Raw genomic sequence first — 23249 nt, 5'->3', positions numbered from 1 at the left:
CCACTCAAAACTTAACCCTAAAAAACAACAACTTAAAATCAAGCAATTCCTCATAACTACTTAGGTCAATTTTTTGGCAGAAAAATTGGCGCGAATTATTCAAGGAGATATAAAAATAGTCGATACAAAGATGTTGGATACAGGAATTGTTGTCGGTTGAATTCTATTGCAAGGTGGTTTTATGACGTATAAAGAGACTGAAAATTTTTACTCTTCTGTGCATCAAGTTAACGCTAAAGAATTAACGCAATGGAAAAAGCAACTGTTGCCGCTTACTTCGAAACAGCGTATAGAATGGAGTCTCCTCAATTTACCCAAGCAACATGTTGTGACATCAAGCTTTGGCCTACATTCGGTCGTAATGCTTCACCTCATCACGCAAATTTCGCCGAATATTCCTATAATTTTAACGGACACTGGGTATCTATTTCCTGAGACTTACCAATACATAGAGTTATTAACAAATAAGTTGCAATTAAACCTGCATATTTACCGTGCAAAAGAAAGTCAACAATCTCAAATTGATCAATATGGAAAGCTCTGGGAGCAAGGGCAGCAAGGTTTAGATACCTATCACTTTTTAAATAAAATCGAACCTTTTGAACGTGCGATGATAGATCTTGATGGAAAAACTTGGTTTAGTGGAGTACGGCAGACTCAGTCATCTTTCAGGCAATCACTTTCAGTAATCAACCTTTTGCGTCAGCATATCAAAGTTCATCCTATTATCGACTGGACAGAATCAGATATCAAACGTTACATCGAGAAAAACAAACTGCCCCTGCACCCACTGGTTAATCAAGGGTACGCAACAGTGGGTGATACACATAGCACCCTCGCTCGAGCATCTCAGCAGGCAGATAATCGGTTTGGCACATATAACAGAGAATGTGGTTTGCATAGCTTTGAAAACAGAAATAAAAAAGCCGCATCATACAATTAAGCGGCCACTTTATCACTGTGCAATTTCAAATAAAATTTAGTCTTTTTGCAGCTGATATTTACGCATTTTTTCAACCAAAGTTGTCCGTCGCATACCGAGTAATTCTGCCGAGCGGGCAACAACCCAGTCATTACGCTCTAACGATTGCGTAATTAATGACACTTCTAAATCGGCGAGAAAGTCTTTAAGAACAAGTCCTTCTGTCGGCAAAGTGCCCACACTTTTTGCAGGCTCAGCATCAAATGATTCAAACCCTTGCTCATCGTCTTCGTCATCATAGTCAAAGCCGGAAAACAGCTCATTAATTGCTTCCCGTTCTTGCAATTCTTCTGGGTACTCAGGGGTATACTCTTCAACATCGATATGCTGATATTTAGAAGGAAGTTCACTCACATTGACGATTTGTTCACGGTACATGATGATCATGCGCTCAACTAAATTAGAAAGCTCGCGCACATTCCCCAACCACGGATGTTCTTGCAATGAGGCTATTGCTTGCTCGGTAAACTTAACCGTTTGTCCCTGCGCTTGTTCAAAACGAGAAATCAGTTCCTTTAATAATAGAGGAATATCTTCTTTACGTTCTCTAAGTGCCGGTGTTTCAATAGGGAATACATTGAGTCGGTAATACAAATCCTCACGAAAATCGTTCGTTTTGATCATATCTTCCAAATGCTGATGAGTAGCCGCGATGATTCGTACATCGGCTTTAATACTCTTCGCACCACCTACACGTTCAAACGTACGTTCTTGTAGTACACGTAGCAGTTTTACTTGCATTGGCTGTGGCATGTCGCCAATTTCATCGAGAAATAGCGTACCACCTTCAGCAAGTTCAAAACGCCCTTTGCGGGTCGAAATAGCCCCAGTAAATGCTCCTTTCTCATGACCAAACAATTCACTTTCAAGTAAATCTGGTGGAATTGCCCCACAATTTACCGGCACAAATGGTGCTGATTTACGATCAGACAACTCATGAATATTACGTGCAACTACTTCTTTACCAGTACCTGATTCACCTAGTATTAATACATTCGCCTGAGTTGAAGCAACTTGTTCAATCAAAAACCGAACTTGCTGCATCGGTTCACTAATACCAACGAGCGACTTACACAAATTACTATTCGTTGCTATGCCTTTACGTGTTGGTAATTTATTATGGTATTGGTGACAATGATGAATCATTTCCGTCAACTGAGCATAGTTCAGCGGCGCATGTAACTCACCAATCACATTGATGCGATCAGATATTTCAGCTTGGTCTAGAACATCATGAACTAAAAAAGGACACGCAGGATGTTGGCGCACTAATTCGACCAAATCACCGCACAAAGTCCCCGTAATAATGACAGTTAATAAATTTTGCTGTTGAGCAAAGGTGCTTTTCGCTTCTTGAGAAGTACAAACAATAAATGGCTCGCCTATAAACGCCAACACCGTTTCCAGCTGCAAACGTCTAGTTGCGTCATTATCAACTACAAGAATCAGTTTTCGCTCATGCATAATTCTTTGATAAACCGTTAGTTAGTTACAATAACTTGATTCTAATAGGCTATCAAAAATAATCAACAATATTTTGACGCGCTACTGCCAATATGTTGACTATTACTGCAATTTGTCAGATTTCATCCTGAGCTCTATTCAAGAAAAGTACAATCACTCGTTCACCCAAAATTTTGTTCGAGCAATTCTGTAGCGATTTAAACGTATTCGGCACAATGTTTAATTTTACGGATTTCATATGCTCTACAGCAGATAACCTTAGGTTAGAAATGTATCGTTGTGCGGTTTAAATCTTCAATTTGATTAAGGCAACGCAGGACGGAGAGCCTGTGCTCGGATTTGACAACGAACAATGATGTTACAAAGAGAGCGCCGCGCTCAAAACACGCTCAAATTGAACCAAACTCGTACCTCAAAGCTCAACAGTCTCTAGTAATATCTATTAGTCAATTGGGATAATATTTTTTATTATGACTCTCAATCAATTACGTCATTTTATTGACTGTAGATTATCGCTATACTCGGTAAAGAGGACAACAAGCTAGATGTTTGTTTTTGAACAAACATCGTATGTTCAAGTGTACATACAATACTGGCGAACAAATAGCAGAATGTTTTAGGCATGATTAATGCTTAATTAATGTGATTTGGCAAGAGTGATATTTGTACTTAGCAATACGAGTAAAGGTTAAAGATGCAGAATACATTGGTAGATATAGAACAATATAAAATAAGTCAACATGGCGAACCCTATTTGTACTCCGTTAATCGGGATACCTTCGAAAAGAAAAATGCCCAAGTTCTATACACAAAAGTATTTCAGGAAAAGCTTTGGAAGAAAGACCACTTTTATGTTGTACTTGGTACAGATGGCGGTTTACTCGTAGACTATATACTGGAGCACGGACTTCCGTATGGCTCGTATTTTATTTTCATCGATATGCCGCACGTACTCGCATCCATAGAAGCACAGCTTGCCTTTACTAAATGGGATGATAAGGTAACGCTTTGCACGATGGAAGAATGGCAGGTAGCTGCAGAAGAATTCAAGATTCATGCTTTTTTGTACACAGAAAAAGTCAGGTACATAAAATCTATCGCGGCACTAGATGCATATGATACCCGTTATCACGATTTAGACACTGAACTTGCGTTGACTATTGAATCACTCCAACACAAAACAGTTGTTAGTTTAAGTCGTAAGCCGTTTATTACTAGGCAGCTAGAAAACCTATGCGAAAATGCTACCCCGCTGATAGAACTAAAAGGTGTATTCAAAGGCAAAACATGTGTGGTACTCGCTGGCGGCCCTTCTCTAGACAAGCATATTGAGTGGGTAAAAGAAAACAGAAACCATCTGGTCATTCTCGCTATTTCACGAATTGCCAAAAAATTACTGCAGGAAGACTTAATTCCTCACATGGTGTTTTCTGTAGATCCACATGAAGTTAGCTTTGATGTAAGTAAAGAAATGCTAGACTTTCCAGAGTCTGTAATATTTGTCCATTCAAATTACGTTGTTCCTTCACTCTTGGGACAGTGGACAGGAAAGCACTATTATTGTGATGTACGCGCGCCATGGTCGAGTAAATTGAATAAAGAAAATGCGGACCTACAAGGCCCTACAGTTACAAACTCCGCAATTTCTGCAGCAGTAGCACTAGGCTTCAAACGTGTATTACTCACGGGAGCTGACCTTTGTTATGCCAAAGATGGTACAGCTTACGCGTCAGGTAGTAATGAGGCACAATTGGGGCCGCGTCTAGGGTTTAAAGGACAATGGGTAGAAACCTATGAAGGCTCATTAGCGGAAACCTCTACTTCTTTCATGCACGCCTCTTTTATTCTGTCCGATCAAGCTAAAGCCGCTAAAGAAGTTGATTGTGAATTTATTAATTTGTCAGAAAATGCAGCAAAAATGGAGCACATAGCCCACAAAAAGACGCATGACATTCACCTCGATCAACAATTCGATGCTGTTGCAACGTTATCAGCACACGTACGTCAAAATGATAATCTAGTTCGAGACGCCAAAGTTTTACTCTCAGAGTTAAAACGCATTATAAAGGAAGTGAACGAAATCTATCGCATCGCTAAAAGCGCCCTATCAGATAATGAAGCACTCTATAAAGACTACAAAAATGAAGAGAAAAACTACCAGTTTAAGCTAAAACTAGATAAAGCCGAGAAAAAGCTCACGACTAAATTTCAGGCTACTAACAACTTTGTCAAACGCTTTGGCATTAAGAGCTTCATAAAAACCGTCCGTACCGATTCTGATCAAGACTGGACAGATGAAGAAATGGAAGAAGTTGGACGTATTTATTATCAAGCCTACATAGATACGATAGATGACCTAAAACCTTTACTTGTGAGTGCTAAAACTCGCATTGAAAACAGAATTGAAGAGCACAAAGCAAATCCCAACGTTAAAAAGCTCATGGAACAATGGCTGAAAGATAAACACTATAAGCGTGCCATTCATTGGCTAGCGCAACATGATAATTGCAAAGCCCAATTAACTGACGAACTAAAAGCAGACTTTAACTTTTGTGAAAACGAATACAAGCGCATAATCGAAAATACCGATACAGATCACTTTAGACGGTCAAAAGCAGAAACAAGCATTGCTGGATTGAATCGCAAAATTTTGTACTTATTTCAAAAGAGAAATACTGAAGCTTTGGAGCAACTCGCCAACAACTTAGTTCAAAAATTAGATGATGAAGCAGACGCTTCTTGGTTACTTTCTTTAACTAAGGCTTATCTAGCTGTACTAAACCAAGATAGCACTAAAGCTCTTGAGTTTTTCGCCGAAATAGAAGAGAACATGCTAACAGAGGACGAAGCCATGCAAATAGCTGCGTTAGCCATTGAAACTCAAGATATTGTCAAAGCCACTTACTTCATGGAAAAGCTGTCTCAATTAGCTGATCACCATTTATTACGTTACGCAGCTATTCTTCGCCTAAACGGAGAACGTAAGCAATCATGTCAGGTATATGAACAATATTTAGAAAACAACTCACAAGATACAAATGCTTGGCTTGCCTATGGAAAGTTAGCCATAGAACTCAATGAACTAGAAATTGCTGCCAACGCTTTTCATCAGGTCATTGCGATTATGCCTGACAATGGCGAAGCTAGAAACTATTTGGAACAACTCGCGCAAGTATAAAGTTACTGGAATAATTTATGTCTGTATTAATAAACAAGCCATCACCTGTCGACTTATCAAAATTTACGCCGGAAGCCGTAAATCCTGAAGTAAAATATGGATTACCACCGGAAGTAAAGTTTTGTAAAAAGTGTACCATATCAAATCAACGTCCAAATTCAGCAGTTGAATACAAACACACGAAAGACAGCACCAAAGCGACAATAAACTTTGATGAAAATGGCGTGTGTGATGCCTGTCGAATGGCTGAGAGAAAGCACCAAACAATTGACTGGGACGAGCGCAAGAAGCAACTAAAAGCACTTTGCGACAAACACCGTTCAAAGGATGGTTCATACGATTGTTTACTGCCTGGTTCAGGAGGCAAAGACAGTTTCTTTGCCGCTCACATTCTTAAAGAAGAATATGGCATGCATCCTTATACAGTGACCTGGGCACCGCATATGTACACAGAATGGGGCTGGCGAAACTTTCAACGCTGGATACACGCTGGCTTTGACAACATGCTGATGACGCCAAATGGACGTGTACATCGTTTACTAACCCGACTTGCCGTTGAAAAACTATTCCACCCCTTTCAGCCATTTATGATCGGTCAAAAGGCACTTGCCCCCAAAATGGCGGCGATGCTAAACATCCCGTTGGTATTTTTTGGAGAAAATGAAGCCGAATATGGTAATCCAATTTCTGACAACGAAAGTGCTAAGCGTGATTGGGAGTACTTCACCCTGACGGATGAACGTGAGATTAATATTAGCGGTGTGTCTTTACAATCTCTAAAACAAGATTATGGGTTAACCAAAGCAGACTTAGATCCATATATGCCTGCAGACCCCGAAAAGTTATCACAGACAGGCGTTGAAGTGCACTATTTAGGTTATTACCTCAAGTGGCACCCTCAAAGTTGTTACTACTACGCACATGAGCACGGAGGGTTTGAGGCATCTCCAGAGCGCACCCCAGGCACCTACAGTAAGTACAACTCCATTGATGACAAAATTGACGATTTGCACTATTACACTACGTGCGTGAAGTTTGGTATTGGACGAGCAACTTATGACAGCGCTCAAGAGATACGCTCTCAAGATATTGAACGAGAGGAAGGCCTCGCGTTAGTAAAACGTTTTGACTTAGAGTTTCCAGAACGGTTTATCGACGAGATTCTAACTTACCTCTCATTACCAGAAAAAGAATTTCCGATTGCAAGCAAGCGATTCGAACAACCTATAATGACACGAGAGTATTTTGATACCTTAACAGATCACTTTCGCTCACCTCATTTATGGAAGTACGAAAATGGCAACTGGTTGCAAAGGTACACTTCATGGCAGGATGCCAGCCTGTGATCAGAATAATTCCACGGCTCGATATTAAGGGGCAGTATTTAATAAAAGGAGTTCATTTGGAGGGGTTACGTAAAGTAGGCTCTCCTCATGACTTCGCAACGCAGTATTATCAACAAGGTGCTGATGAACTAATTTATATGGACGCAGTTGCCACGCTCTACGGTCGTAATTCATTAACAGATATCATCAAACAAACAGTCAAATCAGTGTTTATACCGATTACCGTTGGTGGTGGTATTCGCTCTGTAGATGATGCTAAAGAAGTACTTCGCTCAGGTGCTGACAAAGTTGCAATAAACACCGCAGCCACCCAGCAACCAGAGCTAATCAACAAGATGGCGCACAAATTTGGCCGTCAAAGTGTTGTCTTGTCAGTAGAAGCCAAAATGACCAATGACGGAAGCTGGGAAGTTTACACCGACAATGGCCGAGAAAAAACTGGACGCAACGTCATTGATTGGGTCAGTGAAGCCGCAGAAAGAGGCGCAGGAGAAGTATTGCTTACCTCAGTTGATCGAGAAGGCACACGACAGGGTTATGACCAACAACTATTAGCAAGTGTCAAAAATGCGATTGATATTCCTATCATTGCCTCCGGTGGATTTAAAGATTGGCAGGATGCACAGCTCGCCATAAAAAATGGTGCTCATGCTTTATCTATGGCTGATGTATTACATTTTAAAAGAACCGACATTCATACCATTAAATCTGAATTACGTGAACAAGGTTATATCTTAAGAAAGACACCAATGAACACGGGAAACCAACATGAATAAGCACGTAACGATCGTCGATTATGGCGCGAGTAATTTGCTGAACGTGCAACACGCTTTAGAGCACGTGGGTGCCCGTGTGAGCATTGCGACAACACCAGAACAAATATTAGCCGCGGATAGAGTCGTCTTTCCTGGTGTCGGTGCCTTTCCAGATGCAATGGCTCAATTAACACAAAAAGAATTACTCGAACCATTGAAAGAAGCAGCCAGCAAAAAACCATTTTTGGGCATTTGTTTAGGTATGCAAATGCTGTTTGAACATAGTGATGAGTTTGAACGAATTGCAGGTCTGGGTTTAATAAATGGCTCAATCGTGCCACTGCCTAACGTCAATCAACAAGGTACACCTCTCACCGTGCCGCATATTGGCTGGCGGCCACTCAATTTTACACAACCTACATCACCGTTGGCTTCACATATTTCTTTTACAGATGATACTTTTTATTTTGTTCATTCTTTCCACGCAATGACCGCTTCGAACAATCTCGTGTCAACAACGACATTTGGCGATATCGAAATTGCGGCGATAGTAGCGAAAGACAATATATATGGTTGCCAGTTTCACCCTGAAAAATCGGGTCAATGTGGATTAACGATGCTAACAAACTTTCTCAAAATATAGGTGTATTCGATGACTGCAACGAACTATTGGCTTACGCAAACGCCCCTATTTTTGCCTGACATAGGCACTTTTTTTAATCAAGATACCATATTAGCCAAGAAACTTATTCTGCAACTCGCCGATGCTGGTGTCACCACCATCAAAGGTGAAATTCTGCAAAACCCAGATATTTGCCTGCCAACTGATACGGTAGAAACTTTCTATGGTCACCGTTCTGACAAGAAAATATCGGAAAATTATCGTACCTTGATCGAACGTAAAGTTGTTTCTTTGCCGCAATACCATGAAATGTTCAAGTTTGCTAAATCGCTTGGTTTAGAAGTCATTTTGTCAGTTTATGATTTTGCAGGAGCTGACTTTGCAGAAGCGTTAGGATGTGTCGCGATTAAGATTGCATCTTCTAATATTACACATCAACCTTTAATTGAGTACGTTGCTAAGAAACAATTGCCAATGATTTTCGACACGGGTCATACAACCATAGAAGAAGCGAGTCGCGCAGTGAGCTGGGCGCGGGATCAGGGTAATCCTCATTTATTAATAGAGCATTCTCCCCCTGGGCCACCAAATGATGTGGCGCTTCACAATCTAAAGTTTATGAATACGTTGGGGCTGGCTACACAATTACCCGTCGGCCTGTCGGATCATCACTATGGCGATGAAATGCTATACGCAGCAATCGCAATGGGCGCAGTTGTTCTCGAAAAGGGCGTATGCGATGACCAAATTTTAGATGAACAAGATGCAGGCCACGCCCTTCCAATTAGTCAGGTATCTACCGTTCTTAGCAAATTAAACAATATTCAAAGTGCGCTTGGCAATGGCGACCGTTATCTCTCACGTGTACGTGATAAATACATATCACGCATGGGTCTCGTTGCAAAAACTAAATTGGCCGCAGGCGAGCAACTTTCATTAGAAAATGTCACCTTTGCTTTCCCCGCACTTGGCGTTTCTACTGAATATTGGCAAGAAGTACAAAACTTTCGTGTAACTTCGCCCATTAATGCGGGTCAGCCTATTCACTGGCGAGATATTCAAGCTGGCTAATGACTAAAGAAATAATTCAACCAGCTTTTTCACGAGTACCACATAACCAGTGGCTCTCACTAAATTCCGATCAGCAACGCTATTTAGAACGTTGGACTGGTGAATGTGGACAGTGGCAGAAACTTGCTACTGAACACACATTCCCGTTTGGCTACTATCAATGTGCAGACGCAAAATGCGCCATTTTTGTCAAAATCATAACGCCCGAGCATGCAAAAAAAACCGTCATGGCAGATAGCATCGTCCAGTATTTACGCACTAAGATTTCCAGCGTTATACCGTTGATTTCTACGGATGCTATTCCCATTAAATTTGACGATACAGTCGCTAGTTTGCTTGTCTACCCTTTAATCAAGAGTCGGTATATTGCAACGACAGTAGAAGATTATCAACTGCTCGGTCATGAACTTGCTGTACTACATAAGACATTAGCAGCCTACAACGAAAGTAATCAGGTAAAAGAACGCTCAGAGCAATGGATGAATTCGCTACTAGCGACAGGTTCGCGCTCAAATCTCGAGCAACTGTCGCATGTGCTGCCAAAGTCAGCACTGAAGTACTTACTCGCTATTAAGGCGTCAGATTTCCAGATATTAGCGTTTAAACCCCAAGTAATACACGCCGATATCAACTTTGGCAACGTATTGTTTGCTAACGGTATCGGGGGACGGTCTCAAGATACGTTGTATTTTATTGACTTTGAAGACAGTCAATCTACTTTCGCCTCACCACTGCAAGATATAGCCTTCGCCATAGAACGCCTAATATTACAGCCAAACAAAGGCGATTGGCAGAAGTTGAATAAACACGTGTCCGCTTTCTTAAATGGCTACAGGGCAGTACACCCAAGCCTGTTTATTGATGAGCCTGAAAATTGGTTAATAGAGATGCTTCGCGCAATTTCATACAAATCACTTCTACAATTAACACAATTTGTTAAAAACTCAGGAGCGCTGGTTCTTCCTGAAGAATGGCAAAAGTTTGTAGATCATCTAAATTTTATAGAAAGTAATGAGCAGCGCATTAATCAATTAGTCAATAATTGACATAGTTAACAACGTCAAAATGAAATAACCTTATGTCAGCATTCACAAAGCCTTCTCCCATTCACTTATTAGTCACTGCACGTGATCCTGCAACGGCTCAGTCATTTGCTCCAGTACTTGAACGATTACACAACGATGACAGATTTATCGTCAGTGTAATCCTACAATCACCAGCGAGTGAAATGCTAACGGCAAAAGCTGAGCGTTATTGGCATGTTAGTGATGAACATGGCGCGATTGAACAACTCTCAACATTACACGATAGTTTACCAATCCAAGTGATTTTAGTGGGTGTTTCTGGGCCTGATACGGGCATTGACGAAGTAACATTAGCATTCGCAGAATCACATAATATTCCAACGCATGCGTATCAAGGCTTTTGGGGTGATTTCAACCAACAAGCAACAAGTTTACCTCAGTTCGTTTTTGCGCTTGATCAATTAGCAGTACGCGTTAACCAACAACGACTTCCAAACGTTCAAAGTTACCCCGTTGGTTCATTAAAGCACATAGACTTTGAGCATGTTGATGCGGTTTCACGTCGCAGTTCACGAAGAGCAAACCTAGGTCTACATGATGAGATATTAGTCGGATTTTACGGCCAACCATTAGATACAAATAACGGTTATTTGAATACGGTTGATAGGTTCATCGAACACCTTGCCCTGTGGGATAAGCCTTTCGTACTTATGTATCGTGCGCACCCTAAAGAATCACAAGCGTTGCAAAATAGAACGTGGGCGAAAATGAATCAGCACTTACCTAACCACATTATCCGTGATTCGAGTAGCGATATTGTTGATAGTATTTGTGGGTGTGATTTGGTCGTGAGTGCATTTTCAACATGTGGTATTGACAATGTGTACCTGAATCGACACGCCAATGAAGCGCTTAATGCCAGTGTGTTTTTGTGGTTTGAGCAAGAGCTCATTGACTGGTGGAAAAACTACTCTGAAATGACAGATATGCCATTAACAGGGGAACAAGGCCTCATTCACTCTGTTGAAGATATTGAGCACCTACATTTTGAGTTAGAAAATGCATTGTCGCACAGAGCACACGTGAGACAACGTGCTATTGAACAATTACCCTGTGCTAAACAAGCCATTGACACGATCATCCAAGTACTTAAAAAAAACGCGTTAAAAGAGTAGCTCACGGACTATTCTAAGATCAATGTAATAGCAAAGATTATTGGAACCGACAGATTATAAATTCAATTCCGACATCATGATTTCCGCAAGCTTGAATTCGACTAAATTATCAATGTCGACTGAATGATTTTGTGACATGACATACGCATAAATATTGTCAGAAAGATAAAAATTGCTTTCTTGCAAAAACCGGTTTGTATCAACTAAATAAATCGCTCCATTCAAGCGATAGTATGTTGGTAAATCTTGGCTTCGAGCATTTTCCTTGAGAAACTTAGATAAAAAGTCATCCATGCGTAAACTTTCGTCCAGCTTATTTGCCCATTGCGGTGGGTGCTCGCAAGGACAGACACTTACCACGGCATCTCCGCCTCTTTCAAACATTAGCTCGATTGCTGCATCAATATCCTTTACGCCACGCAAAGGAGAGGTCGGCTGAAGCACAATGACATAATCGTAATTAACCCCTTGTTCAGTCACAAATGACAAGCAATGCTTAACTACGTCAACGGTTGTTGCATGATCACATGATAATTCGGCAGGCCTTAGAAAAGGCACCCAAGCCCCTAATGACTCCGATAGCGATGCGATTTCCTGACAATCGGTCGTCACTAATACCTGATCAATATACTGACTTTGTTGAGCAGCAGACAATGTCCACTCAATCAAAGGTTTGCCATTAAGTAATTTACTATTCTTGCCAGGCAAACGTTTGCTTCCTGCCCTAGCAGGCACTATCGCTAATATTTTCTTATCCTGCAAAACTACCGCCTTTCATTACATCTTTTTGAGCCTGGTAAAAATCAACCATTTTTCCAATGTCTAACCAATATTCATGTACGGGGAACATCGAAACAAGATCATCGTTCGCTAAGCAATTCTCAATTAAGTCAGTCATATCTACACGTTGGTTTCGTGAAACTCGGGCGATCAATGCTCTACTCACTACGTAAACGCCCGCATTGATAAAATATTTATGCGTTGGCTTTTCTACCAAACTGGTGATACGAGCCCCCTGAGATTGCACTACACCATAAGGAATTTGGTATTCGTCTTCACGAACACACATCGTACACAAAGGTTGATATTCGTTGTGATAACTCAATAATTGTTCAAAATCGATTTTAGTCAGCACATCCCCATTCATCATAATGATGGGTAAATCAGGTAAATCGCTAGGTAACAAACCTAAACTGCCACCGGTACCCAAAGGTGTTTCTTCATGCACATAGTGAATGTCTACACCCCACTTGGAGCCATCACCAAAATAGCCTTTAATCGATTCAGGTAAATAATGCGTAGAGATATAAAATTGATGAAAACCTGACGAAACGAAGCTTTCCAAAATTGTTTCAAGTATTGGCTTGTCGCCAAGTTTTAAAAGCGGCTTAGGGCAGTTATCGGTGAGAGGTCTCAAACGAGTGCCAAAACCGCCCGCCATCAAAAATACTGGATTATCATATTTTCGACGCTTATATAATTTCTGCATCGTTTCAAGACCAACCAGCACGCCTTCTTTCACCAAAGGAATAGCCATTAAACCGTCGCTATTCATAATATTCAGCAAGCGACTCTTAGATGTGCCTTCTTCCGCAACGACAGGCGATTTGTGCATGACATCCGTTATAAGCGTATCCATAGTTAAATGGCGAAGTAAGGCACGGCGAATATCACCATCCGTTACTATACCAAGTAGGTGGCGAGATTCATCCGCAACCAATGCCAATTTCAACGCGCCTTTGTCAATTACCTCTATGGTTTCTTCCATAGTGGCCGAGGGAGGCACTAAGATACTTTGCCAATCATGATTCATAATACGCCTCGTAATTCATCATCTTAAATGCTTGTCTTATGAAAAGTCTGCAATAATTGCACCAAATTACCGATTACAAGACCTGCATTAAACTTCATCGTTATCTATGATATCGCCCGATTGGTAATTTTTTTGAGCTTTTCTTGTCAGTAATTCCCAATAACGCATAGGTGAGATGCCCGTTCCAGGACGCATTATTGACGTGTTATCAACTGTAAACATTTGCCCAGCTTTAATATTTTCATTTGCTACAATACTTTTTCGGGCAACACGGCTATTTTCAATTTCTGTCTGTGAAGGCTTCTTGATTGGCGCTCCCTTTGCCATTTCAACCGTTCTAATTTGAACGACCATTTCGGCTAATTCATCGGGCTCAATAGATGCGGCATGATCAGGTCCTGCCATGTTTCTATCTAAGGTAAAATGTTTTTCAATGACACTTGCCCCCATTGCAACCGCAACTGCAGGAATGAGTAATCCTTCAGTATGATCAGAATAGCCTATAGGCAACTTAAACTCTTCAGCCATTGTCTGCATGGCTGATAGATTAACATGCTCGATAGGTGCTGGGTATTCAGAGGTACAATGAAGTAAAGTGACGTTTGCTTGTAGCGCTTTTTGTCCAGCTTCCGAATGCATGACCTGATAACAAGCGTCAAGGTTTGCTGGCAGTGTATTGGCTGAGTTAACCATACCAAATGCAAGTGTCGCTAATGCGTCTGAAATTTCGCGCAAGGTCGCCATGCCTGTTGAAACAATCAACTGACAGCCTGATTTAGCATGTGCCAACAAATATGGTGCGTTAGTAATTTCACCCGACGGAATTTTCAATAACGCCAACTCCATGTGGTTGACTAAGAAATCAAGGCTCTTTAAGTCAAACGCGGTACTCAAATAGCAAATTCCACGCTCATCGCAATGTTGCTTCACCATAAGATGCTCATCAAAAGACAATTCTAGACGCTTTAGCATGTCAAACTGAGACTCTTGTCGACCAATATTTCGACTTTGATAATTTGCTTGTTTAGCGTCTTTTGTTACGAGCTGTTCCGTTACATAGGTCTGAAACTTAATGATATCGACGCCACTCGCTACTGCGGCATCAACTAACGCAATAGCAGTCTGTAAACTGCCATTGTGGTTAACACCCGCTTCAGCGATGATAAGCGTATTACTCATGGGCAATTCCTTATAAATACTTCCCATACACTAATCTGAACTGTGAGGAAGATCATAAAATGCTTTTGGTCTAATTTGTGTACAGTCAAAAGAGAGTAACGTGGCTAATATTTTCTCAGACGCATCCCCTTGTCCATAAGGGTTTTCTACATTTGCACTTAACCGCTGATGTTCATCAGATAACGCATGTTGTAAACATTGACTGATTTCTGCTTCTGACTCTCCACAGTGAAGCACACTTTCTGCCGCTATCCTCCCTAGCTGACGACTACCAATATTAACAGTTGGTACGCCACAACTGGGAGCCTCAATTATCCCACTTGAAGAATTTCCAATAACTACGCTAGCCAATTGCATTGCTGACAAGTATCGTATGCGCCCCATTGATTGCGTTAAATACACGCGCTGAGGATACTTCGCCTGAAAGTCTCGTAAAACACTAATCAACTGTCGGCCAAATGTATCGGCATTTGGATAAGTGATAATGACATTGTGTGGCGTCGACTCAAGTACCTTTAACAAAGCGAGTAATGCTGTTTTTCCACCTTCTTCACTTAATGTTATTGGATGATATGTCATTAAAGCAAAATCACCTTTCCAATCGAGTTGTAACGACGACATCAATGAAGCTCTGTCTAACAGTTCTAGTTTTTGTAAATTATCTAGTCCTGGGGCTCCGTAGTGGTGCACATTACTTGGCTGTTCTCCCAATTGAATCACTCTGCGCCGATAACTTTCAGTTGAAGTAAAATGGAGGTGTGACATTTTAGTTATTGAGTGTCTAATCGCATCATCAATGACCCCTTCTGTTAATTCACCACCATGGATATGAGCAATCGGAATTTGTGCAATCATTGCCGCCTGTGCAATAGCCAAAGCTTCAAACCTATCCCCAAGTAATACGAGCATATCGGGCTTTAACCGAGCTAATGACTCTGCAGCGGAAATAGTCGCGAGACCTAGTGATTTAGTAATACCTACAGGTGATTCAGAAGATAATAGAAACTCAAGTCGGTCGGCAATTTCAAAACCATCTTGTTCAATCTGTTCAACGGTATAGCCAAACTCTGGTGAAAGATGCATTCCACCGACAATTAATTGCAGCTGCGCGTCACTTGCCAGAATGTTTCTTAGCAACCAATAAAGCAAACCATACTCTGCGCGTGTGCCTGTGAATACAGCTATTTTCTTGTTGCCAGCAATAATTGGCTTATCTTTGATGGCGGTCATAAATTATAAATATCATGTTTATATTTGGCTAAGTTGTCAGATTGCGTGAACCAATGGATTGTCTTTTCCAGCCCCTGATTAATATCAAATTTTGGCTCGAAACCTGTCAACTGATATATTTGTGTATTATCACACCACAACCGAAATACCTCTGACTTTTCAGGTCGTTGCCTTTGTTCATCAAATACAAATTCAACGTCACTTTTCATCAGTTTTTTGATAAGTAAAAGAGTATCTTTCACACTGATTTCATAATTAGAACCAATATTCACAGTTTTGCCAATCGCTTGTTCACATTCCGCGAGCGCAATAAATCCGCGACAGGTATCTTCAACAAAATTGAAGTCTCGGGTTGGCGAAACGTCACCAAGCTTTATTTGTTTTTCGCCGTTTGCTATCTGCGTAATTATGGTAGGAATGACAGCTCTTGCAGATTGACGCGGCCCGTAGGTATTAAAAGGTCTTGCTATTGTTAAGGGTAAATCAAATGCATTAAAATAACTCATTGCCATAGCATCTGCACCAATCTTACTTGCGCTATAAGGAGACTGCGCTTGTAATGGATGTTTCTCATCGATAGGTACGTACTGGGCGGTGCCATATACTTCGCTAGTGGAAGTATGAATAATGCGCTTAACTTTATTGTCTAGACTAGACTGACATATGTTTAATGTCCCTGTCACATTGGTTTCTACATAAGTTTGCGGTGCGACATAAGAATAAGGGATGGCGATCAGTGCCGCCAAATGGAATACGATATCTACACCTTCAGTGATGTTACGACAAAAATGAGGATCTCGAACATCACCACATACAACTTCAATATCTGGTAGGCAAGTTATATCTTCTAACCACCCCCAATTATTAAAAGAGTTATATTGGGCTAGTGCACGCACCCGGTAGCCTTTATGAATTAACAACTCTACTAAATGCGATCCGATAAACCCGTCAGCGCCAGTTACTAAGGCTAAAGGTTGTGACATTTTGATTCCTTATTGCAAGATTATTTTATCGTCGATTGGACTTGGAAACATTATGGTAGGCATTTACTGCTTTTACACCTTTTGTCAGTTTCATCGTCTCTTGTTGAAGGGAGTTCTTTACTTCTTTAACCAACGTTAACTGTTCTTGGTCTTCTTGTGCAATCTCTCTAAGGAACTGATGATAACGCTCAAATTCATCTTCGGACGCAGGCAAATTATGGACAAATCCATCAAGCTGCTTCAACAAATTTAAGCGCTGTTCAAGCACTTGATTTAGACTTCTATAGTCTTGAGATTCTAAGAGCTTTTTTAACTGCACATTTAGTGAGAGTATTTCATTTTGCTTTTGCGCAATTTGATTCATATGAATACTACCCCTCTAAGTTTCCGTGTAAATCTAATATGATAAGCGATAAAACGCAGTTCATCTAACTGTTTTTCCAACCAATTAAATTAAACTTAACACAGAGCTCCCAATGGATTTAGCGAATCAGCGACAGCTTTACAACTCGAACCCCAAACAAAAACGATTTCAACGTTTTTCCATTTGTTAGATGGTTGAAATTTAATGAAGGGTAACTTGGGCTAAATTTTGACAACAAGCAATCACTTTGTAAACAAGCTGGGTTCGGCAAGGCCATTTAGCATACCTTTGCAGCTAGCAATTGACAGTTTTAATTTAATGATTAAGTTAGCCCACGACCGTCATGCGCCAATAGCTTCAGAATGCTTTTTCTGTTTAAGCTGTTCTAAGCCATCCTGTTTAGCTTCCATAGGCATGTCTCGCCACGCATCTCGAAGGGGCTTAATATAAGTTTGCACTTCATCCAGCCCAGCTGTTTCTAAGGTAACATTAACGTTGTTTAGAATAACGATACATGCGCTATACAAATTTTCAAAATTGGCGGAAATTTCTGGTTGAGATTCCTTGTCTAATGCATTAATTAAAGCAGTCAAAATATTGACAGACTTAGTCATTAATTTTGACTTAGTATCCAAATCTTTTCGCTCTATTGCACCTTTGGCCTGAGCAATACTCTCAAGCAAGCCGTCATACATCATTACAATGATTTGGTGAGGATTCGCCGAAAGTATTGAACTTTCTATATTTACTTTTTTATAGGCTTTTAAATTCTGTCTCATGAGTTACACTCCTATGTCAAACTAGTTCTTTGAACTAGAAGGTAAGGCAAGTGCTGACGTTAGCCAGTCACTTGTAGCATTATAGTAAGCAACGGTCGAATCTAGAAATGAAAAGCGACTACGTAACGTTTCTTCGTAATCTCGCAACTTTGCTTCTAAAGCCGCGTATTCATCATCAATACCTTTCAATTCAACACTTAATGCGCTATTACGCTCTGTAAGTGTCCCGTTACTACCGATGTAACTATCAATTAATGTCATTAATTGACTCGTTACACCATCAGTTGATGCAAAAAGCTCGCCAACATCATTCAAATTATTCTCTAACGCATCAGCTAACGCTTCTGTACCGCTAGGTAATGTCCCTATGCTTACCGCTGAGACCTCTAATTTACCATAGCGATCTAACGTAATACCGATATCGTCAAGTGAGTCAAAACTTCCAGATAAACCAGACACAGAGCCTGTTACAATATTCACTAATTGAGATTTAATGGAACGAATATTCGGATCAAATGCTAATGCGCCAGACTCCGCATTGGATAAATCATCAAGCGTACTAATCAAAGCGTTGTAACTATTAACAAAGTCCTTTACCAATTTATCGCCATTTTCCTCGTCCTGAGAAATCGTTAACGTTGTAGGGTTGCCAATATTCTCAACTTTTGCAGTGATAGTCACATCTTCAATCGAATTTTTAAATTCATTGGAACTACTAGTTACAGTGTTGCCATCGATTTTAATCGTAGCATCCTGTGCTACTTGATTTGTCGTATTGTTAGTTGAAATATTGTCAAGCGAAGCATCGGATGTCGTCACAGTTAACGCATTGGCAGCGCCAGTGACTTCAGACGTATAAGTCAAATAAGTACCAGCATCCGTATTTATGATATTAGCGACAATACCAAAGTTATCACTTGCCTGATTAACTTTATCTCTTATATCCGATAACGTATCAGTGGCATCAATTATTACATCAAAAGTATCGGTACCATTCGCTAAAGTTAAAGTGCCGGACCCTACCGTGTCTGAAGAACTGGTAAAGCTTTGCGACTGTAACTGTGTACCATAGGCAAGTTGAGTGACTTCAATAGAAAAACTACCATTGCTTGCAAAGCCATTCGTTGTTACATCTATATCGCTAGTCGAAACATCGATGACTTGCTTATTGAAGTCTTCTAAATCTTCTAATTTCTTAAGCGTAGTTTCAAAAGTAGAGAGTGCGGACTTAAAAGAGCCTACGCCTGACAATTCTGTAGTTAGGCGATCTTGCTTTTTCTGCAATCGCAGTTCTGTAGGTATTGCTTCAGCATTAATATATGCCTCGATAATCCCTTCTAAATCTAATCCAGAGCCTATCCCAGCGGATGTAATATTCATGTTGCCTACCTACTTAAAGTTTTAGCTAGTAACTTACGTCACAATGTTAATACCTATACTTTTTCATCAAGAAGTATACCAGTTTTTCGATCAACATCTTGTCTCAACTCAACAATTCGTTGCGCTATCTCCAGCACTTCGTCAGATGGAAACTGTTTAATCAATTCCTTGGTATCTGCATCAAATACCTTTATGATCGTTTTGTCACTCCCGTCATCTTGTTTAAAGTTTACACTTCGTAATGGTAGACTCATAAACTCGGTGATGGTTTCAATTGCGTCTTCGATTTCACTTGCTAACGGTTCGCTAACTTTCGCCTCTGCTTGCTCTTGTTGTTTTTTTTCTTGATTTAAACGAGTTTCTTCTTGGCGTTGAACTTTAGTCAGCTGCTCCTTCTCTTTTGCGATACGATGAGCCTGTGTGTCGTCTGTTGGTTGGACAACGGAAGTGCGACCAAATTCAATCGATTGGCCATTGGTACTTTTATCTATCGCTATCTGCGTAGTCATAAATACCTCCTATCACTAACTTTAGATGCGAAAATGACACTCTAATATTGAGTGCCATTTTACAGTCTTAAACTATCAGTCTACTACTATAGTAATGACAATGCTATTTGTGGTTGCTGATTAGCTTGCGCTAACATTGAGCTTGACGCTTGTTGCAACACAGTGCTTCTTGCTAAACGCGCGGTTTCTGCTGCGAAATCAGTATCTTCAATGCGTGAACGCGATGCTGATACGTTTTCTGCAGTATTGTCGTTACTACGAATTACTGAGTTGAAACGGTTTTGTTTGGCACCAAGGTCCGCACGTACATCGTTAACTGTTGCTAATGCAGCGTCAAGTTGAGTAATCATTGATTGCGCGCCAGTAAATGTCGAAATGTTACCATTAACACTCACACCACCTGCACTTAAATTAGCGCTGATTTCGATACTGATCGTTTGTCCTGCGTTTGCGCCAATTTGGAATCCTTGAACATAAGAGCTATCTAATAACTTCACGCCACCGAACTCAGTATCTTGTGAAATACGTGTTAATTCTGTTGCAAGCTCTTGATACTCTGCATCCAATGCCTGACGGTCAGCATCAGTGTTTGAGCCGTTTGAAGACTGTACTGAGATAGTACGCATACGCTGTAAGCTGTTTGTATACTCATCTAATGCTCCTTCAGCAGTCTGCGCTAATGAAATAGCATCGTTAGCGTTACGAGATGCTTGATTTAGACCATTAATCTGAGCCGTTAAACGACTTGAAATTTGAAGGCCCGCAGCATCATCTTTAGCGCTGTTGATGCGCTTACCTGATGACAGGCGTTGGTAACTAACTGATAAGTCATCTGTTGAACGAGCTAGCTGACGCTGTGAATTTAATGATGCAATATTACTATTTACTACTAAAGCCATGATAAATGCCTCCGGGTTTACTACCCTACGTTGATTTATTAACTTTCGAGGCTAAACTTTAGTCTTCATTGCCTCTTGAACTACTTATCGGCGACTTAAAAATTAACTTTAAACTTTTTTCAGAAAAAGTTTAATAAAAACACCAAAACCTTTATAACCAACTATTTATTAATAAGTTTTTTATGTTATTCCTTTTACTTTATCGAGAATGAAAATACATAAAATAGGCTTTTAAGTCGATAAAGCATCTGCATTAAGGGGGTTATTCGCTTATCCTTCAAGAAAATACTTAACACAAAAAGCCGCATAAGCGGCTTTTAATTAACGGTAGTATTGTCGAAACTATTTATTGTAGTAATGACAACGCTATTTGAGGTTGCTGGTTAGCTTGCGCCAACATAGAACTCGATGCTTGCTGCAGTACAGATGTACGTGCTAGAGCTGCAGATTCCGAAGCAAAGTCAGTGTCTTGGATACGTGAGCGAGAAGCCGCTACGTTTTCCGCAGTATTTTCATTACTACGGATAACCGAAGAGAAGCGGTTTTGCTTCGCACCAAGGTCTGCACGAATACCTGTAACTGTAGCTAATGCGCTATCAATTGTACCAATCATTGATTGCGCACCAGTGAAGGTTGAGATAGTACCGTTAACGCTAACGCCACCCGCACTCAAGTTCTCCGCTATTGAAATCGTAATGATTTGACCCGCATTTGCGCCTATTTGGAACCCTTCTTGATAAGAGCCATCAAGTAATTTAACGCCACCGAACTCTGTATCTTGTGAAATACGCGTTAGCTCCGTTGCCAATTCCTGATATTCCGCATTAAGTGCACCACGGTCTGAAGCAGTATTTGAACCGTTTGACGATTGAACCGCTATAGTACGCATACGTTGTAGTGCATTAGTAAATTCATCCAACGCACCTTCAGCGGTTTGCGCGAGTGAAATACCATCATTTGCATTACGCGCCGCTTGGTTCAAACCATTGACCTGTGCTGTCAAACGACTTGAAATTTGCAAACCCGCCGCGTCATCTTTTGCGCTGTTAATGCGCTTACCAGATGATAAGCGTTGATAGTTAGTTTGTAGATCGTCAGTAGAACGACTTAACTGACGCTGAGCATTTAATGATGCAATATTGCTATTTACGACTAATGCCATTGTTACCATCTCCTAAGTGTTATAGGTCGTGGTTCAATTGCAATCGCAATATGAAGATAGAACCACTCTTACAAAAATTTGTCACTCAATCAAATGCAGATTGCGTGCCAAAAACTAAAATTAGCTAAATAAAATTAAATAAAGACAATCCTTTTATTTGCACAAAGGTCTGTTGTGCTGCTTGCAAGGCAACTTGTGACTGTTCAAAGTCTGCGATAGCTTTTGCAAAATCTAAGTCTTCTATGTTTGAGCGTCCAGAAGAGAGGTTTAGAACTGCATCTTCGTGGTTATTCCCTTGATTTTCAGCAAGTTTTAGCCTAATACCTGCTTCCGTTCTTTTTGATGTTATGTGATTCAACGCTTCATCGAGTTGCGTCAAAATTTCTCCATAATCCACTTCATGTTGAATAGGATCGGTAGGATCTGCCCCAACATTCATCCAGTCAATCGCCGCTTTTATCGTGTCAAACACACCAATTTTTTCGTTTGGTGTAATATCAACGACATCTCCCGGCAATGGATTGCCACTTAGCTGTACTTCAATGCCATTAAAGGCAATTATTTGCCCAGGAGTGTATGCAGCAGTAGGGTAAACCACCGCCCCATTACCGTCTTCAACGCGTAAATCATTTGGGGCAGTAAAAATAAACTGATAGTCTGGCGGGTTAGTCGCAGGATCATAACTACTTGGATCGGCAATAACCGCTCTTGTTACGGCAATGCCTGACGTATTAGTAACATAATTTGCCGAAAAATCCCCGATAGCATTGGCTACATTAACAAAAACGTCATCGCCAGGTTGATTCGTTGCCACTAAAACATTTTTGGCAATTTGTATTTCTCTTTCACCGTTATCTCCCAAATAATTGACAGAATTATCTGGCTGCAATGCAAATGGCTCAATATCGATTTGGTATCCAGCAAAAACGTAACCACCGGTTTCATCCTTGGTATTGGCGATGTCTAACATTTGTGATTGATTGTTACTGGCTAGCTGTGCCAGCGCTTCCAAATCAGACGTTGATAATGTACCGTTGTTTGCTTGGATAAAAAGTCGCTTCAGATCCTGCATAAGTGTTTCAGCATTTGCTAAAGCGGTTTCCTGCAAATTATTACGATTAGTTGCTAGGGTGATATTGCGTTGGTATTTTTCAATGTTAGTTAATTCATCTTTGAATCCGAGTAATGTCCCATATGAAACAGCATCATCTTTTGCAGTAAGCACTCGCTTACCAGATGAAATATATTTCATCTGGTCATTCACTTCCGACTGCTTAGATGTAAGCTGTTGGCTATTTTGAAAATAAAATTGTGCAGTTGAAACTCTCATTGC

21 protein-coding genes are annotated in these 23249 nt (G+C 40.6%); 8 read left to right on the top strand and 13 right to left on the bottom strand.

Annotated features, from left to right (window positions below):
• The first annotated feature begins 181 nt into the window (after positions 1–181).
• Positions 182–943, top strand: a complete 762-nt coding sequence (locus tag ACSLUK_RS01940; protein WP_448546811.1) for a phosphoadenylyl-sulfate reductase — start codon at positions 182–184, stop codon at positions 941–943.
• A gap of 36 nt (positions 944–979) precedes the next feature.
• Here ACSLUK_RS01940 and ACSLUK_RS01935 read toward each other — a convergent pair whose 3' ends face one another.
• Positions 980–2446, bottom strand: coding sequence for a sigma-54 dependent transcriptional regulator (locus ACSLUK_RS01935; protein WP_448546810.1), 1467 nt, complete (start codon positions 2444–2446; stop codon positions 980–982).
• Between the two features lie 694 nt (positions 2447–3140).
• Here ACSLUK_RS01935 and ACSLUK_RS01930 point away from each other — a divergent pair.
• Genes ACSLUK_RS01930 through ACSLUK_RS01900 form a run of 7 tightly spaced genes read left to right on the top strand, consistent with a single transcriptional unit; the run spans position 3141 to position 11618 of the window.
• Complete coding sequence (locus ACSLUK_RS01930; RefSeq protein ID WP_448546809.1) at positions 3141–5624, top strand: 6-hydroxymethylpterin diphosphokinase MptE-like protein; 2484 nt, start codon at positions 3141–3143, stop codon at positions 5622–5624.
• Positions 5625–5641: 17 nt separating this feature from the next.
• Positions 5642–6970 (top strand): N-acetyl sugar amidotransferase, encoded by a 1329-nt coding sequence (locus tag ACSLUK_RS01925; RefSeq protein ID WP_448546808.1) that lies wholly within the window; start codon positions 5642–5644, stop codon positions 6968–6970.
• Positions 6949–7746, top strand: coding sequence for an imidazole glycerol phosphate synthase subunit HisF (gene hisF, locus ACSLUK_RS01920; protein WP_448546807.1), 798 nt, complete (start codon positions 6949–6951; stop codon positions 7744–7746). Before ACSLUK_RS01925 ends, hisF begins: the two co-directional genes overlap by 22 nt.
• Entirely contained in the window at positions 7739–8368 is a 630-nt protein-coding gene (gene hisH / locus ACSLUK_RS01915; RefSeq protein WP_448546806.1) for an imidazole glycerol phosphate synthase subunit HisH, read from the top strand. The genes hisF and hisH overlap by 8 nt, the downstream gene beginning before the upstream one ends.
• A 9-nt stretch (positions 8369–8377) precedes the next feature.
• A complete protein-coding gene (locus tag ACSLUK_RS01910) occupies positions 8378–9418 on the top strand; it encodes an N-acetylneuraminate synthase family protein (protein ID WP_448546805.1) in 1041 nt (346 codons plus the stop codon).
• Positions 9418–10464 (top strand): phosphotransferase, encoded by a 1047-nt coding sequence (locus tag ACSLUK_RS01905; protein ID WP_448546804.1) that lies wholly within the window; start codon positions 9418–9420, stop codon positions 10462–10464. Before ACSLUK_RS01910 ends, ACSLUK_RS01905 begins: the two co-directional genes overlap by 1 nt.
• A gap of 32 nt (positions 10465–10496) precedes the next feature.
• Positions 10497–11618, top strand: a complete 1122-nt coding sequence (locus ACSLUK_RS01900) for a hypothetical protein (RefSeq protein WP_448546803.1) — start codon at positions 10497–10499, stop codon at positions 11616–11618.
• A 54-nt stretch (positions 11619–11672) separates the two neighbouring features.
• On the opposite strand, the gene ACSLUK_RS01895 is transcribed toward ACSLUK_RS01900, so the two are convergent.
• From ACSLUK_RS01895 to flgL, 12 genes are all read right to left on the bottom strand, one after another.
• Complete coding sequence (locus tag ACSLUK_RS01895) at positions 11673–12380, bottom strand: acylneuraminate cytidylyltransferase family protein (RefSeq protein ID WP_448546802.1); 708 nt, start codon at positions 12378–12380, stop codon at positions 11673–11675.
• Positions 12370–13431 (bottom strand): nucleotidyltransferase family protein, encoded by a 1062-nt coding sequence (locus ACSLUK_RS01890; protein WP_448546801.1) that lies wholly within the window; start codon positions 13429–13431, stop codon positions 12370–12372. The genes ACSLUK_RS01895 and ACSLUK_RS01890 overlap by 11 nt, the downstream gene beginning before the upstream one ends.
• An 87-nt stretch (positions 13432–13518) precedes the next feature.
• Entirely contained in the window at positions 13519–14610 is a 1092-nt protein-coding gene (gene neuB / locus ACSLUK_RS01885; protein ID WP_448546800.1) for an N-acetylneuraminate synthase, read from the bottom strand.
• Between the two features lie 30 nt (positions 14611–14640).
• Positions 14641–15840 carry a UDP-N-acetylglucosamine 2-epimerase gene (gene neuC, locus ACSLUK_RS01880; RefSeq protein ID WP_448546799.1) on the bottom strand — a complete coding sequence of 400 codons (1200 nt, stop codon included), beginning with the start codon at positions 15838–15840 and terminating at the stop codon, positions 14641–14643.
• Positions 15837–16823 (bottom strand): NAD-dependent 4,6-dehydratase LegB, encoded by a 987-nt coding sequence (locus tag ACSLUK_RS01875; RefSeq protein WP_448546798.1) that lies wholly within the window; start codon positions 16821–16823, stop codon positions 15837–15839. The genes neuC and ACSLUK_RS01875 overlap by 4 nt, the downstream gene beginning before the upstream one ends.
• Before the next feature lie 25 nt (positions 16824–16848).
• Positions 16849–17187: a flagellar protein FliT gene (gene fliT / locus ACSLUK_RS01870; protein ID WP_448546797.1), complete on the bottom strand. Its 339-nt coding sequence runs from the start codon at positions 17185–17187 to the stop codon at positions 16849–16851.
• A gap of 341 nt (positions 17188–17528) precedes the next feature.
• Positions 17529–17966 carry a flagellar export chaperone FliS gene (fliS, locus tag ACSLUK_RS01865; RefSeq protein WP_448546796.1) on the bottom strand — a complete coding sequence of 146 codons (438 nt, stop codon included), beginning with the start codon at positions 17964–17966 and terminating at the stop codon, positions 17529–17531.
• A 21-nt stretch (positions 17967–17987) separates the two neighbouring features.
• Positions 17988–19346 carry a flagellar filament capping protein FliD gene (gene fliD / locus ACSLUK_RS01860; RefSeq protein ID WP_448546795.1) on the bottom strand — a complete coding sequence of 453 codons (1359 nt, stop codon included), beginning with the start codon at positions 19344–19346 and terminating at the stop codon, positions 17988–17990.
• A 53-nt stretch (positions 19347–19399) separates the two neighbouring features.
• Positions 19400–19855: a flagellar protein FlaG gene (locus ACSLUK_RS01855; protein WP_448546794.1), complete on the bottom strand. Its 456-nt coding sequence runs from the start codon at positions 19853–19855 to the stop codon at positions 19400–19402.
• Positions 19856–19941: 86 nt separating this feature from the next.
• Positions 19942–20754, bottom strand: coding sequence for a flagellin N-terminal helical domain-containing protein (locus ACSLUK_RS01850; RefSeq protein WP_448546793.1), 813 nt, complete (start codon positions 20752–20754; stop codon positions 19942–19944).
• A gap of 346 nt (positions 20755–21100) precedes the next feature.
• Positions 21101–21916 carry a flagellin N-terminal helical domain-containing protein gene (locus ACSLUK_RS01845; protein WP_448546792.1) on the bottom strand — a complete coding sequence of 272 codons (816 nt, stop codon included), beginning with the start codon at positions 21914–21916 and terminating at the stop codon, positions 21101–21103.
• Positions 21917–22040: 124 nt separating this feature from the next.
• Positions 22041–23246: a flagellar hook-associated protein FlgL gene (flgL, locus tag ACSLUK_RS01840; RefSeq protein WP_448546791.1), complete on the bottom strand. Its 1206-nt coding sequence runs from the start codon at positions 23244–23246 to the stop codon at positions 22041–22043.
• Positions 23247–23249 lie beyond the last annotated feature (3 nt).

It is taken from the genome of Thalassotalea fusca, from assembly GCF_053485835.1.
Note: the sequence above shows the minus strand (reverse complement) of the source record. Positions and strands in the feature narration are given on the sequence as shown.

Excerpts from the sequence above, each read along its gene's own strand:
- ACSLUK_RS01910 (WP_448546805.1), top strand. The coding sequence starts at position 8,378 with ATGACTGCAACGAACTATTGGCTTACGCAAACGCCCCTATTTTTGCCT.
- neuC (WP_448546799.1), bottom strand. The coding sequence starts at position 15,840 with ATGACCGCCATCAAAGATAAGCCAATTATTGCTGGCAACAAGAAAATA.
- ACSLUK_RS01845 (WP_448546792.1), bottom strand. The coding sequence starts at position 21,916 with ATGGCATTAGTCGTAAATAGCAATATTGCATCATTAAATGCTCAGCGT.
- ACSLUK_RS01925 (WP_448546808.1), top strand. The coding sequence starts at position 5,642 with ATGTCTGTATTAATAAACAAGCCATCACCTGTCGACTTATCAAAATTT.
- ACSLUK_RS01930 (WP_448546809.1), top strand. The coding sequence starts at position 3,141 with ATGCAGAATACATTGGTAGATATAGAACAATATAAAATAAGTCAACAT.
- ACSLUK_RS01850 (WP_448546793.1), bottom strand. The coding sequence starts at position 20,754 with ATGGCTTTAGTAGTAAATAGTAATATTGCATCATTAAATTCACAGCGT.
- flgL (WP_448546791.1), bottom strand. The coding sequence starts at position 23,246 with ATGAGAGTTTCAACTGCACAATTTTATTTTCAAAATAGCCAACAGCTT.
- ACSLUK_RS01855 (WP_448546794.1), bottom strand. The coding sequence starts at position 19,855 with ATGACTACGCAGATAGCGATAGATAAAAGTACCAATGGCCAATCGATT.
- fliD (WP_448546795.1), bottom strand. The coding sequence starts at position 19,346 with ATGAATATTACATCCGCTGGGATAGGCTCTGGATTAGATTTAGAAGGG.
- ACSLUK_RS01935 (WP_448546810.1), bottom strand. The coding sequence starts at position 2,446 with ATGCATGAGCGAAAACTGATTCTTGTAGTTGATAATGACGCAACTAGA.
- ACSLUK_RS01875 (WP_448546798.1), bottom strand. The coding sequence starts at position 16,823 with ATGTCACAACCTTTAGCCTTAGTAACTGGCGCTGACGGGTTTATCGGA.
- hisH (WP_448546806.1), top strand. The coding sequence starts at position 7,739 with ATGAATAAGCACGTAACGATCGTCGATTATGGCGCGAGTAATTTGCTG.
- fliT (WP_448546797.1), bottom strand. The coding sequence starts at position 17,187 with ATGAATCAAATTGCGCAAAAGCAAAATGAAATACTCTCACTAAATGTG.
- neuB (WP_448546800.1), bottom strand. The coding sequence starts at position 14,610 with ATGAGTAATACGCTTATCATCGCTGAAGCGGGTGTTAACCACAATGGC.
- hisF (WP_448546807.1), top strand. The coding sequence starts at position 6,949 with ATGGCAGGATGCCAGCCTGTGATCAGAATAATTCCACGGCTCGATATT.
- ACSLUK_RS01890 (WP_448546801.1), bottom strand. The coding sequence starts at position 13,431 with ATGAATCATGATTGGCAAAGTATCTTAGTGCCTCCCTCGGCCACTATG.
- ACSLUK_RS01900 (WP_448546803.1), top strand. The coding sequence starts at position 10,497 with ATGTCAGCATTCACAAAGCCTTCTCCCATTCACTTATTAGTCACTGCA.
- ACSLUK_RS01940 (WP_448546811.1), top strand. The coding sequence starts at position 182 with ATGACGTATAAAGAGACTGAAAATTTTTACTCTTCTGTGCATCAAGTT.
- ACSLUK_RS01905 (WP_448546804.1), top strand. The coding sequence starts at position 9,418 with ATGACTAAAGAAATAATTCAACCAGCTTTTTCACGAGTACCACATAAC.
- fliS (WP_448546796.1), bottom strand. The coding sequence starts at position 17,966 with ATGAGACAGAATTTAAAAGCCTATAAAAAAGTAAATATAGAAAGTTCA.